The organism is Streptomyces sp. SolWspMP-5a-2, assembly GCF_900091845.1.
Lineage (GTDB): Bacteria > Actinomycetota > Actinomycetes > Streptomycetales > Streptomycetaceae > Streptomyces > Streptomyces doudnae.
On the sequence record NZ_FMCI01000240.1, the window covers coordinates 1 to 14,042 of the forward strand.

The 14,042-nt window shown below is 72.1% G+C and carries 9 protein-coding genes; 3 read left to right on the plus strand and 6 right to left on the minus strand.

What is annotated here, in order from left to right:
* Positions 1 to 9: 9 nt before the first annotated feature.
* On the minus strand, positions 10 to 636 hold the full coding sequence (locus GA0115242_RS23520; RefSeq protein ID WP_093831653.1) for a TetR/AcrR family transcriptional regulator: 627 nt from the start codon (positions 634 to 636) through the stop codon (positions 10 to 12).
* Positions 637 to 878: 242 nt separating this feature from the next.
* Between GA0115242_RS23520 and GA0115242_RS23525 the strand changes: the two genes are divergently transcribed.
* Positions 879 to 1,793: an ABC transporter permease gene (locus GA0115242_RS23525; RefSeq protein WP_093831639.1), complete on the plus strand. Its 915-nt coding sequence runs from the start codon at positions 879 to 881 to the stop codon at positions 1,791 to 1,793.
* Complete coding sequence (locus GA0115242_RS23530; RefSeq protein ID WP_093831641.1) at positions 1,786 to 2,640, plus strand: ABC transporter ATP-binding protein; 855 nt, start codon at positions 1,786 to 1,788, stop codon at positions 2,638 to 2,640. The genes GA0115242_RS23525 and GA0115242_RS23530 overlap by 8 nt, the downstream gene beginning before the upstream one ends.
* A gap of 3 nt (positions 2,641 to 2,643) precedes the next feature.
* On the opposite strand, the gene GA0115242_RS23535 is transcribed toward GA0115242_RS23530, so the two are convergent.
* Both GA0115242_RS23535 and GA0115242_RS23540 read right to left on the minus strand, forming a co-directional pair.
* Complete coding sequence (locus GA0115242_RS23535; RefSeq protein WP_093831642.1) at positions 2,644 to 4,290, minus strand: amidohydrolase; 1,647 nt, start codon at positions 4,288 to 4,290, stop codon at positions 2,644 to 2,646.
* 47 nt (positions 4,291 to 4,337) lie between these two features.
* The gene (locus tag GA0115242_RS23540) at positions 4,338 to 5,675 is read right to left on the minus strand and encodes an MFS transporter (RefSeq protein WP_093831643.1); all 1,338 of its coding nucleotides are present in this window, start codon (positions 5,673 to 5,675) and stop codon (positions 4,338 to 4,340) included.
* A 236-nt stretch (positions 5,676 to 5,911) separates the two neighbouring features.
* Between GA0115242_RS23540 and GA0115242_RS23545 the strand changes: the two genes are divergently transcribed.
* The gene (locus GA0115242_RS23545; protein WP_161353261.1) at positions 5,912 to 6,853 is read left to right on the plus strand and encodes a LysR family transcriptional regulator; all 942 of its coding nucleotides are present in this window, start codon (positions 5,912 to 5,914) and stop codon (positions 6,851 to 6,853) included.
* Positions 6,854 to 6,916: 63 nt separating this feature from the next.
* On the opposite strand, the gene GA0115242_RS23550 is transcribed toward GA0115242_RS23545, so the two are convergent.
* The 3 genes from GA0115242_RS23550 to GA0115242_RS23560 form a co-directional block, all read right to left on the minus strand.
* Complete coding sequence (locus GA0115242_RS23550; RefSeq protein WP_093831647.1) at positions 6,917 to 11,866, minus strand: NAD-glutamate dehydrogenase; 4,950 nt, start codon at positions 11,864 to 11,866, stop codon at positions 6,917 to 6,919.
* 487 nt (positions 11,867 to 12,353) lie between these two features.
* Positions 12,354 to 13,019 (minus strand): HAD family hydrolase, encoded by a 666-nt coding sequence (locus GA0115242_RS23555; RefSeq protein WP_093831649.1) that lies wholly within the window; start codon positions 13,017 to 13,019, stop codon positions 12,354 to 12,356.
* A gap of 58 nt (positions 13,020 to 13,077) precedes the next feature.
* A complete protein-coding gene (locus tag GA0115242_RS23560; RefSeq protein WP_093831651.1) occupies positions 13,078 to 13,575 on the minus strand; it encodes a DUF6912 family protein in 498 nt (165 codons plus the stop codon).
* Positions 13,576 to 14,042: the final 467 nt, after the last annotated feature.

Genomic DNA, 14,042 nt, shown 5'->3' on the forward strand with positions numbered 1-14,042 from the left:
GCGGTGCGCTCAGAGCGCCTTGAGGGCCGCGGCGGTGGCGCGGGCCAGCGCGGGCAGGTACCCCTTCGGCGGCTTGGGGCCGCGGACGACGACCGCGCGCCAGTACAGCGGCCCGGAGATCAGGTCCAGGGCGAGGTCCGGGTCGGCGTCGGGGCGGACCTCGCCGCGCTCCGCCGCCGCCCCCATGATCGTGCTGGCGACGCCGTCCTGGCCCTCCCGCAGCGCCTTCTGCATCGCCTCGGCGATCTCCGGGTTGCGGGCGGCCTCGGCCTGGAGGTCCGGGATGATCTGCGAGGCGACCGGGTGGCGCAGGGCGCGGGAGGTCACCTCGTACAGCAGCCGCAGGTCGCCTTCGAGGGAGCCGGTGTCGGGCGCGGGCAGTCCCTGCACGGCGATCGCCGAGACCAGGTCGAGGACGAGGTGCAGCTTGGAGCGCCACCGCCGGTAGACCGCGGTCTTGCCGACCCCGGCCCGCCGGGCGATGCCCTCGATCGACATCCGCGCGTAGCCGACGGCCGCCAGTTCCTCGAAGACGGCGGCCCGGATCGCCTCCGTCACGTCCTCGCGGAGTACGGCCGCCCCGGCGGGGGCACGGCGGCGCGGACGCGTCTGGGGCCCGTCGGCGTTCGTCGTCATGCCGACCAGCATAGGGCGTGACGACGAAACGGTTGCGTTGCGACGTCGAAGGGGCCTACTCTCACGTTGCGACGATACGGTCCCGTCCCGACGTAAGAGAACGTGAAGAGAAGCGTAAGGAAACACCGGGTGACGGCTCCCCGGGGCGGCCACCGCGGCCCCCTCCCCACCGGATCCCGCGCCGCCCTCCCCGGCCCCCCGGACTCCCCCGACTCCTCCCCCTACGAGCGAAAGCAGCGGATGTGAGCCAGGCACTCGACACACCGCCCCCGACGCCGGCCCCGCCCGGCGACGACCTCGCGGCGCTCGCCGCCCGCCACGGCCTCACGGTCAGCGGCGCCCGCCCCACCCTCGCGGAGTACGTCCGCCAGCTGTGGGCCAGGCGCCACTTCATCGGCGCCTTCTCCACCGCCAAGCTCACCTCCCAGTACAGCCAGGCCAAGCTCGGCCAGGTCTGGCAGGTCATGACTCCGCTGCTGAACGCGGCCGTCTACTACTTCATCTTCGGCATCCTGCTCGGCACCAAGAGGGGCGTGCCCGACTACATCCCGTTCCTGGTCACGGGCGTGTTCATCTGGACGTTCACCCAGAGCTCGATCCTCGCCGGGACCCGCGCCATCTCCGGCAACCTCGGCCTGGTCAGGGCCCTGCACTTCCCCCGGGCCGCGCTGCCGATCTCGTTCTGCCTCCAGCAGCTCCAGCAGCTCCTGTTCTCGATGTGCGCCCTCGTGGTGATCCTGCTCTGCTTCGGCGTGCCGGTCTCCGTCTCGTGGCTGCTGGCCGTGCCCGCGCTGGTCCTGCAGTTCACGTTCAACGCGGGCGTGGCGATGGTCATGGCGCGGATGGGTGCGAAGACCCCGGACATCGCCCAGCTGATGCCGTTCGTGCTGCGCACCTGGATGTACGTGTCCGGGGTGATGTGGAGCATCGACAAGCTCACGCAGAAGGACCACCTGCCGCGCCTCGTGACACTGGCGCTGGAGACCAACCCGGCCGCCGTCTACATCGACCTCATGCGGTTCGCGCTGATCGACAGCTTCCACGCGAGCCAGCTCCCGCCGCACGTGTGGCCCGCGGCGACCGCGTGGGCGCTGATCGCCGGAGTCGGCGGGTTCATCTACTTCTGGAAGTCCGAGGAGACGTACGGCCGTGGCTGAGAACACCTCCGAGCTGGTCCCCACCGTCGTCGCCGACGGCGTCGACATCGTCTACCGGGTCAACGGCACCGGCGCGGGACGCGGCTCCGCGACCGCCGCCCTCAACCGCATCCTGCGCCGCGGCAAGGCCGAGAAGGCGGCCGGGGTGCGCCGGGTGCACGCGGTCAGGAACGTGTCGTTCGTGGCCCACCGGGGCGAGGCGATCGGCCTGATCGGCACCAACGGCTCCGGGAAGTCGACCCTGCTCAAGGCCGTCGCGGGCCTGCTGCCGGTGGAGAACGGCCGGATCTACACCGACGGCCAGCCCTCCCTGCTCGGCGTCAACGCGGCCCTGATGAGCGACCTCACCGGCGAACGCAACGTCTACCTCGGCGGCCTCGCCATGGGCATGTCCCGCGAACAGATCCGGGAGCGCTACGACGGCATCGTCGACTTCTCCGGCATCAACGAGAAGGGCGACTTCATCACCCTGCCGATGCGCACCTACTCCTCCGGCATGGCGGCCCGGCTGCGGTTCTCCATCGCCGCCGCCAAGGACCACGACGTCCTGCTCATCGACGAGGCCCTCGCCACCGGCGACCGCAGCTTCCAGAAGCGCTCCGAGGACCGCATCCGCGAGCTGCGCCGGCACGCGGGCACGGTCTTCCTGGTGAGCCACAACAACAAGTCGATCCGGGACACCTGCGACCGCGTGCTGTGGCTGGAGCGCGGCGAGCTGCGGATGGACGGGCCCACCGGCGAGGTCCTCAAGGAGTACGAGGCGTTCACCGGCGACAAGAGCGACAAGCCCAAGGCGAAGCCGAAGGCCGTGCCCGCGCCGAAGGCACCGGCGGCGGCCTCCGCCTGAGCGTCAGCCGAGCGCGCCCGCGTCGTGCACGACCTCGCCGTCGATGACGGTGGCCCCCACGGTCAGGGTGTCGATCCGCCCGGGGTCGACGGCGAGCAGGTCGTCGGAGAGGACCGCGAAGTCGGCCAGCATGCCGCGGGCGAGCCGCCCCTTGCGGTCCTCCGCGTGCTCGGCGTAGGCGGACCCCACCGTGTAGGCGTACAGCGCCTGCGCGGGGGTGACCGCCTCGGCGGGGGCCAGCGGGACCCCGGCGGCGGTGCGGCGGTTGACCATGTCGTGGATGCCGAGCAGCGGGGCGCCGTGCGCCACCGGGGCGTCGCTGCTGCCGGGCAGGACGGCCCCGGCGTCCAGCAGGCTGCGCATGCGGTAGCACTGCTCGGCGCGCTCCGGACCCAGCGCGGTGATCATGCCGTCGCCGATCTCGGAGACGAACCGCCCCTGCGGCACCGGGATCACCCGGTTGTCGACCAGCCGCCGCACCTGCCGGTCGGAGGCGACGGCGAAGTGCTCGATGCGGTGGCGGGCGTCCGGGCGCGGGTGCGCGGCCTGCGCGGCCTCGAAGGCGTCCAGGACGACGTCGACGGCGGCGTCCCCGATCGCGTGGGCGGCGATCTGCCAGCCGCACCGGTGCGCCTCGGTGATCGTGCGGCGCAGCCACTCGGCGTCGAACTGGAGGAAGCCGACGTTGTCGGGTTCGTCCTGGTAGCCGCAGCACATGTGGGCCGAGCGGCCGATCAGCGAACCGTCCGTGGCGATCTTGGTGGCGCCGATCTTCAGCCGGTCGTCGCCGAAGCCGCTGCGCAGCCCGAGGTCGAGCCCGAACCAGGTGGCGCCGTCGCCCACGGCGCCCAGGTCGTGCAGGACCGTCATGTAGGGCATCACCGTGGTGCGGATCCTGAGCGCGCCCTCCTGCACCGCGCGGTGGAAGGCGTGCAGGTCGGCCGGTCCGTGCCCGACGTGCTCGGCGGCCGCGATGCCCGGCTCGGTGAGGCTGGTGATGCCCTCCGTGACGCCCTGGTCGTTGCCCGCCGCGATGGCCGCGACGATCGCGTCCGCGGGGGTGGGCCGGAACGCCCTGGTCACCAGGTGCTGGGCGGTCTCCTGGAGCAGGCCGACCGCCCTGCCGTCCGCCTCCCGCTCGACGTGCCCGCCGTCGAGGTCGGGCACCCCGTACCGGCCGGTGAAACCGGCGCGGGCGAAGGCCGCCGTGCTGGCCACGCCCATGTGGCAGGAGACGTGCTCCAGCCAGACCGGACGCCCCCCGGCCGCCGCGTCGAGCGCCTCGGCCGTCGGATGCGAACCGATCTTGTTCTGGTCGTAACCGGCGCCGAAGATCCACTCGTCGGGCCCCAGCCCGGCCGCCCGCTCCCGCACCGCCGCGTAGAGGGCGTCGAGGGTGGGGACGGCCCCGGCGTGCAGGTCGAGCTGGAGGAGCCGGCGGCCCCGCATGCTCAGGTGCTGGTGGGCGTCGTTGAACCCGGGCACCACCGGGGCGCCCCGCAGATCGTGGACCCGGTCGGCGGTGCATCCGGCCACCTGCTCGTCGAGTCCGACGATCCGGCCCCCGATGACCCCGAGGGTGTGGGCGGTGGGACGGTCGGCGTCGAGGGTGGTGAAGCGGCCGTCGGTGAAGAGGGCGTCCAAGTGCATGGCGGGTTCCTGGGGATCGGTGAGGGGCGTTCGGGCGGGCGGCCGGATCACGCCGGGGCGGGTCGGCTCTCCGGCTCCCTGACCCCGGTCACGGCGTCGCCGTCCGGCCGGGGGCGGCGCCGGGCCAGCGCCAGCACGCTGACCGTCGTCAGCAGCAGGAGCACGATGTAGTAGCCGACCACCGGCCAGTGCCCGCCGCCCCGGGTGAGCAGCCACTGGGCGAGCAGCGGGGTGGAGCCGCCGATGAGGGTGCTGCACAGCTGGTAGGCCATGGAGACGCCGGTGTAGCGGACCCGGACGGGGAAGGCCTGGGAGAGGAAACCGGCCAGCAGCGCGTAGTAGCTGCACCCGGTGAGCACGCCGAGCGCGAGGCCGACGCCGATCAGGGTGCTGTCACGGGTGGCGATCAGCAGGAACATCGGCACCGCGACGACGATGTTGGCGATCAGCGCGCCCGCCATCAGTCGCACGGTCCCCACCCGCTGCGCCAGCAGCGCCGCGAGCGGCTGCCACAGGAACTGCATCACCGCCAGCAGCAGCAGGATGTCGAGCATGGTCTGCCGGTGCACGCCGAGGTCGCTGGTGGCCCAGGAGAGCACGAACGTGTTGGTGAAGTAGGCGGACGAGATGCCCATCGCGCTGGCGCCGACGCCGAGCAGGACCAGCGGCCACGAGGTGCGGAACAGCTCGACCACGGGGATCTTCGGGGTGGCGTCCTCGCGCTTCCTGGCCTCCTCGAACTCGGTGGACTCGGCGACCTTCAGCCGGATGACCAGACCGATGACCACCAGCACCGCGGAGAGCAGGAACGGCACCCGCCAGCCCCACGACAGGAAGGCGTCGTCGGGCAGGTGGCCCACCGCGATGAAGACCAGGGAGGCCAGCACCGCACCGGCGGGCGAGCCCTGCTGGACCCACATCCCGGCCAGTCCGCGGCGCTTGTGCTCGGTGTTCTCGGTGGCCATGAGCACCGCGCCGCCCCACTCGCCGCCGACCGCGATGCCTTGCACGGCGCGGAGCAGGACGAGCAGGACGGGCGCGGCGACGCCGATGTCGGCGTGCGTGGGCAGCACCCCGATGAGGGTGGTGGCGGACCCCATCAGGACCAGGGTGGTGACGAGGACGTTCTTGCGCCCCAGCCGGTCGCCGATGTGGCCGAAGATCAGTCCGCCCACCGGCCGGGCCAGGAAGCCGACCCAGAAGGTGGCGAAGGCGGCGAGGGTGCCGGCGGCGGGGCTCGCGGTGGGGAAGAACAGCTTGCCGAAGACCAGGGCGGTGGCGGTGCCGTAGATGTAGAAGTCGTACCACTCGACGGCGGTCCCGATGAAGGACGCGGTGGTGGCACGTCTGGCTCTGCGGTCAGGGGTGGACGTGGCGAGGGGCATGGGTGACTCCGGGGATGAGCGGCGGTGCCGGCGGGTGCGGCCCGTGCGCGGAGGAAGGCCGCGTGAGGACCTGTGGTGACCGCGACGCTGCGGGTGCCCGTTCGAACGGTGTTGTCCGGTCCGCCTCAGTTTCGTAGCTCACCGGCCATACGGTCCAGTACCTTCTGAGCTGCACAGCCATACCCCGAAGGCATGACGTCTCGATGGCGGCGGCCCGGCGACACGACGGAGGCACGATGGAACTGCGGGTGCTGCGCTACTTCCTCGCGGTGGTCGACACCGGCTCGATGACGGCCGCCGCCGCGCGCGTCCACGTGGCGCAGCCCTCCGTCTCCCGGCAACTGCGCTCCCTGGAACGGGAGCTGGGCGCAGAACTGCTGCGCCGCACCAGCACCGGGGTGCGCCTGACGGCGGCCGGACGGCGCTTCGTGCCCATCGCGCGCGACCTCACCCTGCGCGCCGCCCGGGGCACCGAGCTGCTCCAGGCCGTCTCCGGGCAGAGCCCCCTGCAGTTCCGGGTGGCCTGCCCCAACTCCACCATCACGCACCTGGTGGCGCCGTTCGTCGCCGAGTTCGGCGGACCCTTCGCCGACGCCAGGGGCTGCGAACCCGACCAGGTGTACGAGCGGCTGCGGGCCGGGGACGTCGACATCGGCATCTCCACCAGCCCGCCCCCGGGCGGCATGGCCGCGCTGCGCCTGGGCGGGCGCCGGATCAGCGCCCAGATGCCCGACGCGCACGCGCTGGCCCGGGAGAACGGCGACCTCGAACTGGCCGGCCTGCTCGACCACCCGGTCATCGTCAGCGGCCGGACCAGCGCCGTGCGACGCGCCCTCGACACCACCCTGTACGACCAGGGCACACCGCTGCGGCCCGCCTTCGAACCGCAGTCCGAGGCCATGGCCCAGGCGCTGGCGGCCGGCGGCCACGGCGTCTGCGTCGTCCTCGACCATCCGCAGTTCGACCTGGTCGCCCGCCCCCTGACCTGCCGGGGCGGCCCGCTGGTCGTCTCCCTGTACGCCGGCTGGGACCCGGACCACTACGCGCACGCCGAGATCGACGCGGCCGTGCGGGACCTCTCGCGCTGGCTCACCGCCAACGACGGCGGCAGGAAACCCGGCAGCCGCCCCGCCCCGCCCGCCGGGGACGCGCGGACACCGGGGCCCGGGGCCCCGTGAGAACGGCGAAGGCGCCCGGGACCGTGACGGTCCCGGGCGCCTTCGCCCCGTTCGGTCCCGGACCTACGAGTGGGTCCGCAGCAGGGTGCGCATGGTGCGCATCGCCACCGAGAGGTTGGCGAGGTCGAACGCCTCCGAGCCCTGGATCTCCTCCAGGGTGGTGCGCGCCCGGCCCAGGATCGCCGCGTTCTTCTCCTCCCAGGCGGTGAAGCGCTGCTCGGGCGTCGAGGTGCCGTTCCCGGCGCCCAGGACGTCCGCGGTCAGCGCCGCGTGGGCCGCGTAGAGGTCTTCCCGGATCGAGGCGCGGGCCATGGACTGCCAGCGGTCGGCGCGGGGCAGCTCGATGATGCGGTCCATGAGCTGGGCGATGCGCAGCCGGTCGGCGAGGTCGTAGTAGACCTCGGCGACGTCCATCGGCTCCTTGCCCGTGCGGTCCGCCACCGAGACGATGTCCAGCGCCGGGAAGGCCGAGGAGAACCCGGCGACCCGGGTGGCCAGCTCCTCCGGGACCCCGGCGGCCGTCAGCTCGTCGTGGATGCGCTGCCACCACTCCGCGTCCGCGCCGCGCAGCAGCTTCGGCAGCTGCTGCCACACCTGCTCGACGCGCTCGGCGAAGAACTCCACCGTCTCGGCGATCTGCAGCGGCTGCGGCCGGTTGTTGAGCAGCCAGCGCGTGCCGCGCTCCACCAGGCGCCGCGAGTGCAGCCGGATCCGGGTCTGGACGGCGGCCTCGACGGTGTTGTCGAGACCCTCCACCGCGTCCCACACCGGCGAGGAGCGGAAGATCGCGCGGGCCGCGGTCTGCGCCCTGACGATCTCCTCGAGAGAGGCGCCGGTCTCCTCGCGCAGCCGGTGCAGATACGTTGTTCCGCCGGTGTTGACGGTGTCGTTGACCAGCACGGTCGTGACGATCTCGCGGCGCAGCGGGTGCGCGTCGACGTGCTCGGCGAACTTCTCCCGCACGTCGGTCGGGAAGTACGCGTACAGCAGGCCGCGCAGGTAGTCGTCGTCGGGCAGCGTGGTGTGCAGCAGCTCGTCGGCGACGGTGATCTTCGTGTAGGCCAGCAGGACGGCCGTCTCGGGGCTGGTCAGACCCTGCCCCTGGGAGAGCCGTTCGCGGATCTGGCGGTCGGTGGGCAGGAACTCCAGGGCCCGGTCCAGGTGGCCCTCGCGCACCAGGTGGCGGATGAACCGCTGCTGGGCGTGGAGCATGTCCTTGGACTGGGCGAGCGCGTTGGCGATCGCGGTGTTCTGCGCGTAGTTGTTGCGCAGCACCAGGCGGCCGACCTCGTCGGTCATCCCGGCGAGGACCTTGTTGCGCTGCTTGACGGTCATGTCGCCGTCGTTGACCAGGCTGTTGAGCAGGATCTTGATGTTCACCTCGTGGTCGGAGGTGTCCACGCCCGCGCTGTTGTCGATGGCGTCGGTGTTGATCCGGCCGCCGGACAGCGCGAACTCGATCCGGCCGAGCTGGGTCAGGCCCAGGTTGCCGCCCTCGCCGACGACCTTGACCCGCAGGTCGGCGCCGTCCACCCGGATCGGGTCGTTGGCCTTGTCGCCGACGTCCGCGTGGGACTCCGTCGACGCCTTGACGTAGGTGCCGATCCCGCCGTTCCAGAGCAGGTCGACCCGCGCCTGGAGGATCGCCTTCATCAGGTCGGCCGGGGTCATCTTGGTGACGCCCGACTCGATGCCGAGCGCCTCGCGGATGTGCCCGTTGACGGTGATGGCCTTGGCGGTGCGCGGGAAGACGCCGCCGCCCGCCGAGATCAGCCCGGTGTCGTAGTCGGCCCAGGAGCTGCGCGGCAGCTCGAAGACGCGGCGGCGCTCGGCGTAGGAGGCGGCCGCGTCCGGGGTCGGGTCGATGAAGATGTGCCGGTGGTCGAAGGCGGCGACCAGGCGGATGTGCTCGGAGAGCAGCATGCCGTTGCCGAACACGTCACCGGACATGTCACCGATGCCGACGACCGTGAAGTCCTCGCTCTGGGTGTCGACGTCCAGCTCGCGGAAGTGCCGCTTGACGGACTCCCAGGCGCCGCGGGCGGTGATGCCCATGCCCTTGTGGTCGTACCCGGCCGAGCCGCCGGAGGCGAAGGCGTCCCCGAGCCAGAAGTTGTACGTCCCGGCGACCCCGTTGGCGATGTCGGAGAAGGTCGCGGTGCCCTTGTCGGCGGCGACGACGAGGTAGGTGTCGTCCTCGTCGTGGCGGACCACGTCGGCCGGGGGCACGACCTCGCCCGCCACCATGTTGTCGGTGATGTCGAGCAGCGCCGAGATGAACGTCTTGTAGCTGGCGATGCCCTCGGCGAGCCACGCGTCGCGGTCGGCGGCCGGGTCGGGCAGCTGCTTGGCGACGAAGCCGCCCTTGGCGCCGACCGGCACGATGACGGTGTTCTTCACCATCTGCGCCTTGACCAGGCCGAGGATCTCGGTGCGGAAGTCCTCCCGCCGGTCCGACCAGCGCAGACCGCCGCGGGCGACCTTCCCGAACCGCAGGTGGACGCCCTCGACGCGCGGCGAGTACACCCAGATCTCGTACGCCGGGCGCGGCGCGGGCAGGTCCGGGATGGCCTGCGGGTCGAACTTCATGGAGACGTAGTCGTGCGGGGTGCCGCCCGAGGTCTCCTGGAAGAAGTTGGTGCGCAGGGTCGCCTTGATGACGGTGAGGAACGAGCGCAGGATGCGGTCCTCGTCGAGCGAGGCGACCTGGTCGAGGGCCGCGTCGACCTCTTCGAGGAGCGCGTCGACGATCTCGTGCCCGGCCCGCTGCCGCTCCGGCGCCATCCGCGCCTCGAACAGCGACACCAGCAGCCGGGTGGTGTGGACGTTGTTGCGGAGGGTGTCCTCCATGTAGTCCTGGGAGAACGGCGACCCGGCCTGGCGCAGGTACTTGGCGTAGGCGCGCAGCACCATCGCCTGCCGCCAGGACAGGCCGGTGCTCAGCACCAGCGCGTTGAAGCCGTCGTTCTCCGCCTTGCCGGTCCAGGTGGCGGCGAACGCCTCCTGGAACCGCTCGCGGCCGTCCTCGCCGAGGTAGTCGCCGTTGCCGACGAGCGACTTGGGCATGCGCAGGCCGAAGTCGTAGATCCAGGCGATGGAGCGGTCCGCGCAGCGCAGCTCGTAGGGCCGCTCGTCGACGACCTCGACACCGAGCCTGCTGAGGACCGGCAGCACCGCGGAGAGGGAGACCGCGTCGCCCTTGCGGTAGATCTTGAACCGGCGCTCCTCGGGCGCGGCGCCGACCGGCTCGTAGAGGCTGAGCGCGAACGCCTTCTCCTCGTCGAGCGCCTCGATGTGCACGAGGTCGGCGACGGCGGCGCGCGGGGTGTGGTCGGCCTTGTAGCCCTCGGGGAAGGCGCTGGCGTAGTGGCGCAGCAGCTCGGCGGCGCGCTCCTCGCCGCACTCGGCGTTCAGCGCCTCGGCGAACGCGTCGGCCCAGGAGCGGGCGGCCTCGGCGAGCCTGACCTCCAGGCGCTCCTTGTCGCTGTCGGAGAGCTCGGGCAGCTCGGTGCCCTGCGGCACCCGCACCACGAAGTGCAGCCGGGACAGGATCGACTCGGTGTTCCAGGCGGTGAAGTCGACGTTGGTGCCGCCCAGTTCCTCCTTGAGGATGTCGATGATCCGCAGCCGCACGCCGGTGGTGTAGCGGTCGCGCGGCAGGTAGATGAGGGCCGAGTAGTAGCGCCCGTACTCGTCCTGGCGCAGGTAGAGCCGGAGCCTGCGGCGCTCCTGGAGGTAGAGCACCGAGGTGACGATCGACTGGAGTTCGTCGGGGGGCGTCTGGAACAGCTCGTCGCGCGGGTAGGTCTCCAGGATCTGGAGCAGGTCGCGGCCGTCGTGGCTGTTGGGCGAGAACCCGGCCCGCTGGAGGACCTCGGCGACCTTGCGGCGGATGACGGGGACCCGGCGCACCGACTCGGTGTAGGCGGCGGACGAGAACAGCCCGAGGAAGCGGCGCTCGCCGACGACGTTCCCCTCGGCGTCGAACTTCTTGACGCCGATGTAGTCCAGGTACGAGGGGCGGTGGACGGTGGCGCGGCTGTTGGCCTTGGTCAGCACCAGCAGCTTGTGCTCGCGGGCCTTGGCGCGCGCGTCGGCGGGCAGCCGCTCGAACGACGGGCTGACCGGGTGGCCCTCTTCCTCCGAGTGGTGCGGGTCGGAGCGCAGGATGCCGAGGCCGGTGCCGGGCACCGCGGAGAGCGAGTCGTCGTCGCGCAGCTCGTACTCGCGGAAGCCGAGGAAGGTGAAGTGGTCGGCGGCCAGCCAGCGCAGCAGCTCGCGGGCCTCGTCGACGTCCTGGTCGCGCAGGTCGGTGGCGACGGGCTCGGCGGGCAGCTCGTCGGCGATGCGCAGCGCGCTGTCGCGCATCTTCTCCCAGTCCTCGACGGCCTCACGGACGTCGGACAGGACGCGCAGCAGATCGGCGGTGATCTGCTTGAGGTCGCCGCGGTCGGTCTCGCGGTCGATCTCGACGTGGATCCAGGACTCGGTGTGCGCGTCGTGCGGCAGCTCGGCGGCCGGCTGGGCGGGCAGCACCTCGATGAGCCTGCCCGCGACGTCGCGGCGGACGATGACCTGCGGGTGGATCACGACGTGGATGCCGCGGCCCTGGCGGGTCAGCTCGTTGGTGACGGAGTCGACCAGGAAGGGCATGTCGTCGGTGACGACCTCGACCACGGAGTGGCTGCACGTCCAGCCGTTCTCCTCGACGGTCGGGGTGTGCACCCGGACGTTGGCGGTGCCCTGGGGTCGGTTCTCGGCCAGCCGGTAGTGGGAGTAGGCGGCCCCGAAGACGTCGACCGGGTCGCGGTCGCCGAGGTCCTCCGGTGCGGTGTGCAGGTAGTAGCGCTGGAGGAACGCGAGCACCGTCTCACGGTCCGGGGTGTCCGGGGTCTCGGAAGTGCCCTTGTCCGTCTTCCCGGTCGGTAGATGCCCACCCACCGGGCTGTTCTCAGCTACCCGAGCGGCCCTCTCCAGCAGCTCGGCCTTGGCTTCGTCCAGCTTGGTCTGCATTGTCCTCTGGCTCCTGTCGCGCGCCGTTGCGTGACGTAGAAGGAAGTTCGGTCTCTTCCTTTGCGGCTCGACGCCACGGCCCGGGGTGTCCGGTCCGTTCCGACGCTATGCCGCAGGGTGAGATGAGCGGGGGCTTATCAGCCATATCCGACGCGTCCGGCGGGTGTGACACTGATCTCTGTGGTGCCGCCGGGGATGTGCGCGGCACGCGGGAGGCTCTCGCACTCCCGTCCCGCCCGCGAAGATCAGCGACCGCCGCCCGGTCACGGTTGTGGTCCGTGTTCGCCGGGCGCGGGGCGGGGGCGACAGTGCCCCCGCGAACTATCGCGCTGATCACGCCACCCAGGCTATCGCTCCGCCGGGGGGCTCCGTCATGAGCCGTATGTGTACAAAACAGGGGGTGGAACTTTGACGTTCTGCACAGGGGCGGAAGGAGTTGGGGCGGCGTATCGGACCCTCGGCCGGCCATCGGGGCGGGACCACGCCGTCACGCCGCGAGTCTCTCCGCCTCCGCCACGGCCTCGCCCAGGGTGTCCACCACGGGCACGCCGACCTCCTCGAGCCGGGCCCGGCCGTGCGACCCGCCGGTGTAGAGCACGGCCCGCGCCCCCACGTGCAGGGCGGCGACGGCGTCGTCGGCCGCGTCCCCGATCACCACCGTGCGGGCCGGGTCCACACCGGTGAGCGAGCCGAGGTGACGGACCATGTGATCGGCCTTGCTGCCGCCGGACGGCCCGGTCCGCCCGTCGACCCGCAGGAAGTGCGGTTCTATCCCGAACCCGCGTACCAGCGGCACCAGTTCGTCGTGCAGGTACATGCTCAGGATGGACTGGCTGCGCCCCGCCGACCGCCACCCGGCGAGCAGGTCGGCCGCACCCTCGGTGAGCCCGCAGCCGACCCGGTGCTCGGCGTAGTACCGGTGGAAGGTCGCGTCCATGACCTCCCACTCGGCCTCCGTGGGCAACCGGCCGAGCAGCCGCTCGTAGAACTTCGGCACCGGCACGCAGTACAGCGCCCGGTACTGCTCCATCGTGATCGGCCTCAGCCCCAGCTCGCCGAAGGCCGCGTTCGTCGCCCCGATGATCGCGTCGTTGTCGTGGAACAGCGTTCCGTTCCAGTCCCACACGATGTGGGCCCCTGTCTGCGTCCCCATGCCGAAAAACGTACCCGCCGCCACTGACAATCGGCAGGGCCGCAGGCCGGGCGGTCCGTCAGACGCCGGCCCCGACCAGGTTCGGGATCTCCTGCGTCGCGTACCAGAGCAGCTCGTGGTCCTCGGCGCCGTCCACCACGGACTGCGCGCCGCCGTCCCCGCCGTCCGCCGCCGCCAGCGCGGCCGCCGCCGCGCGCACGTCCGCCTCCGCGTCCCCCGCGTCGACGTGCACGGACGCGGCCTTCGCGAGCGCGGCCGACCCGCTCACCCGCACCTCGCCCGGCGCGTCGGGGTCGGCGGCGACCGTGCCGTCGGGCACGTCGACGGCGACCACGACCCGGCGTCCGGCGGCCCCGGGGTCGGCGGCCAGCAGCCGCAGGGAGCCGAGGGCGGCCCGGTTGAGCGCCGCGTACTCCAGCTCCTCCGTGTCCTCGGAGCGGTACCACTCGCGCAGCGCGGGCGTGACGGCGTACGCCAGGAACGGCCCGGCCGCCAGTCCGCCCGTCCCGTACGCCTCGGCGAGACCGGGGAGGGTCAGGGGGACGTAGACGCGCATGGCTGCCGCTCTCTTCGGGGTCGGTCGGCTCCGCCGAGGGTCCGGGGAGGGCTCTCAGGATACGTGCGGGTGTCTCCTTTCGGGTTCCCGCCCACCGGCGCGAAACGTCCACCCGGACACCCGTGACTCACCCGGTCCGCCCCCGTGTTCCCGGGCCCGCGCCACCCCCGGACCACTCGCACAGGTGAACCTCGGCCCCCGCGCGACCCGGTACCCGGTGTCCTTGCCAGCGGCGCTCACAGCCCGTACAAGATCCCCAACACTAAGTTACTTCCTGGTAGACCGGCGCCCGCGCCAAGGACCGAGGAACGGGGATCCCTATGCACAAGGTGATGACCAGGGCCCAGCAGCGCACCAGCACCCGCCCGCCGACCCGCGGCGACTCGCGCCGGCCGTCCGGCACCCCGCCTCGCACCCCCGGCGGCCCCCGCCGCCGTCCCGCCCCCGCGGACGACGGCCCCCCGCAG

Excerpts from the sequence above, each read along its gene's own strand:
- GA0115242_RS23535 (WP_093831642.1), bottom strand. The coding sequence starts at position 4,290 with ATGCACTTGGACGCCCTCTTCACCGACGGCCGCTTCACCACCCTCGAC.
- GA0115242_RS23545 (WP_161353261.1), top strand. The coding sequence starts at position 5,912 with ATGGAACTGCGGGTGCTGCGCTACTTCCTCGCGGTGGTCGACACCGGC.
- GA0115242_RS23520 (WP_093831653.1), bottom strand. The coding sequence starts at position 636 with ATGACGACGAACGCCGACGGGCCCCAGACGCGTCCGCGCCGCCGTGCC.
- GA0115242_RS23555 (WP_093831649.1), bottom strand. The coding sequence starts at position 13,019 with ATGGGGACGCAGACAGGGGCCCACATCGTGTGGGACTGGAACGGAACG.
- GA0115242_RS23550 (WP_093831647.1), bottom strand. The coding sequence starts at position 11,866 with ATGCAGACCAAGCTGGACGAAGCCAAGGCCGAGCTGCTGGAGAGGGCC.
- GA0115242_RS23560 (WP_093831651.1), bottom strand. The coding sequence starts at position 13,575 with ATGCGCGTCTACGTCCCCCTGACCCTCCCCGGTCTCGCCGAGGCGTAC.
- GA0115242_RS23540 (WP_093831643.1), bottom strand. The coding sequence starts at position 5,675 with ATGCCCCTCGCCACGTCCACCCCTGACCGCAGAGCCAGACGTGCCACC.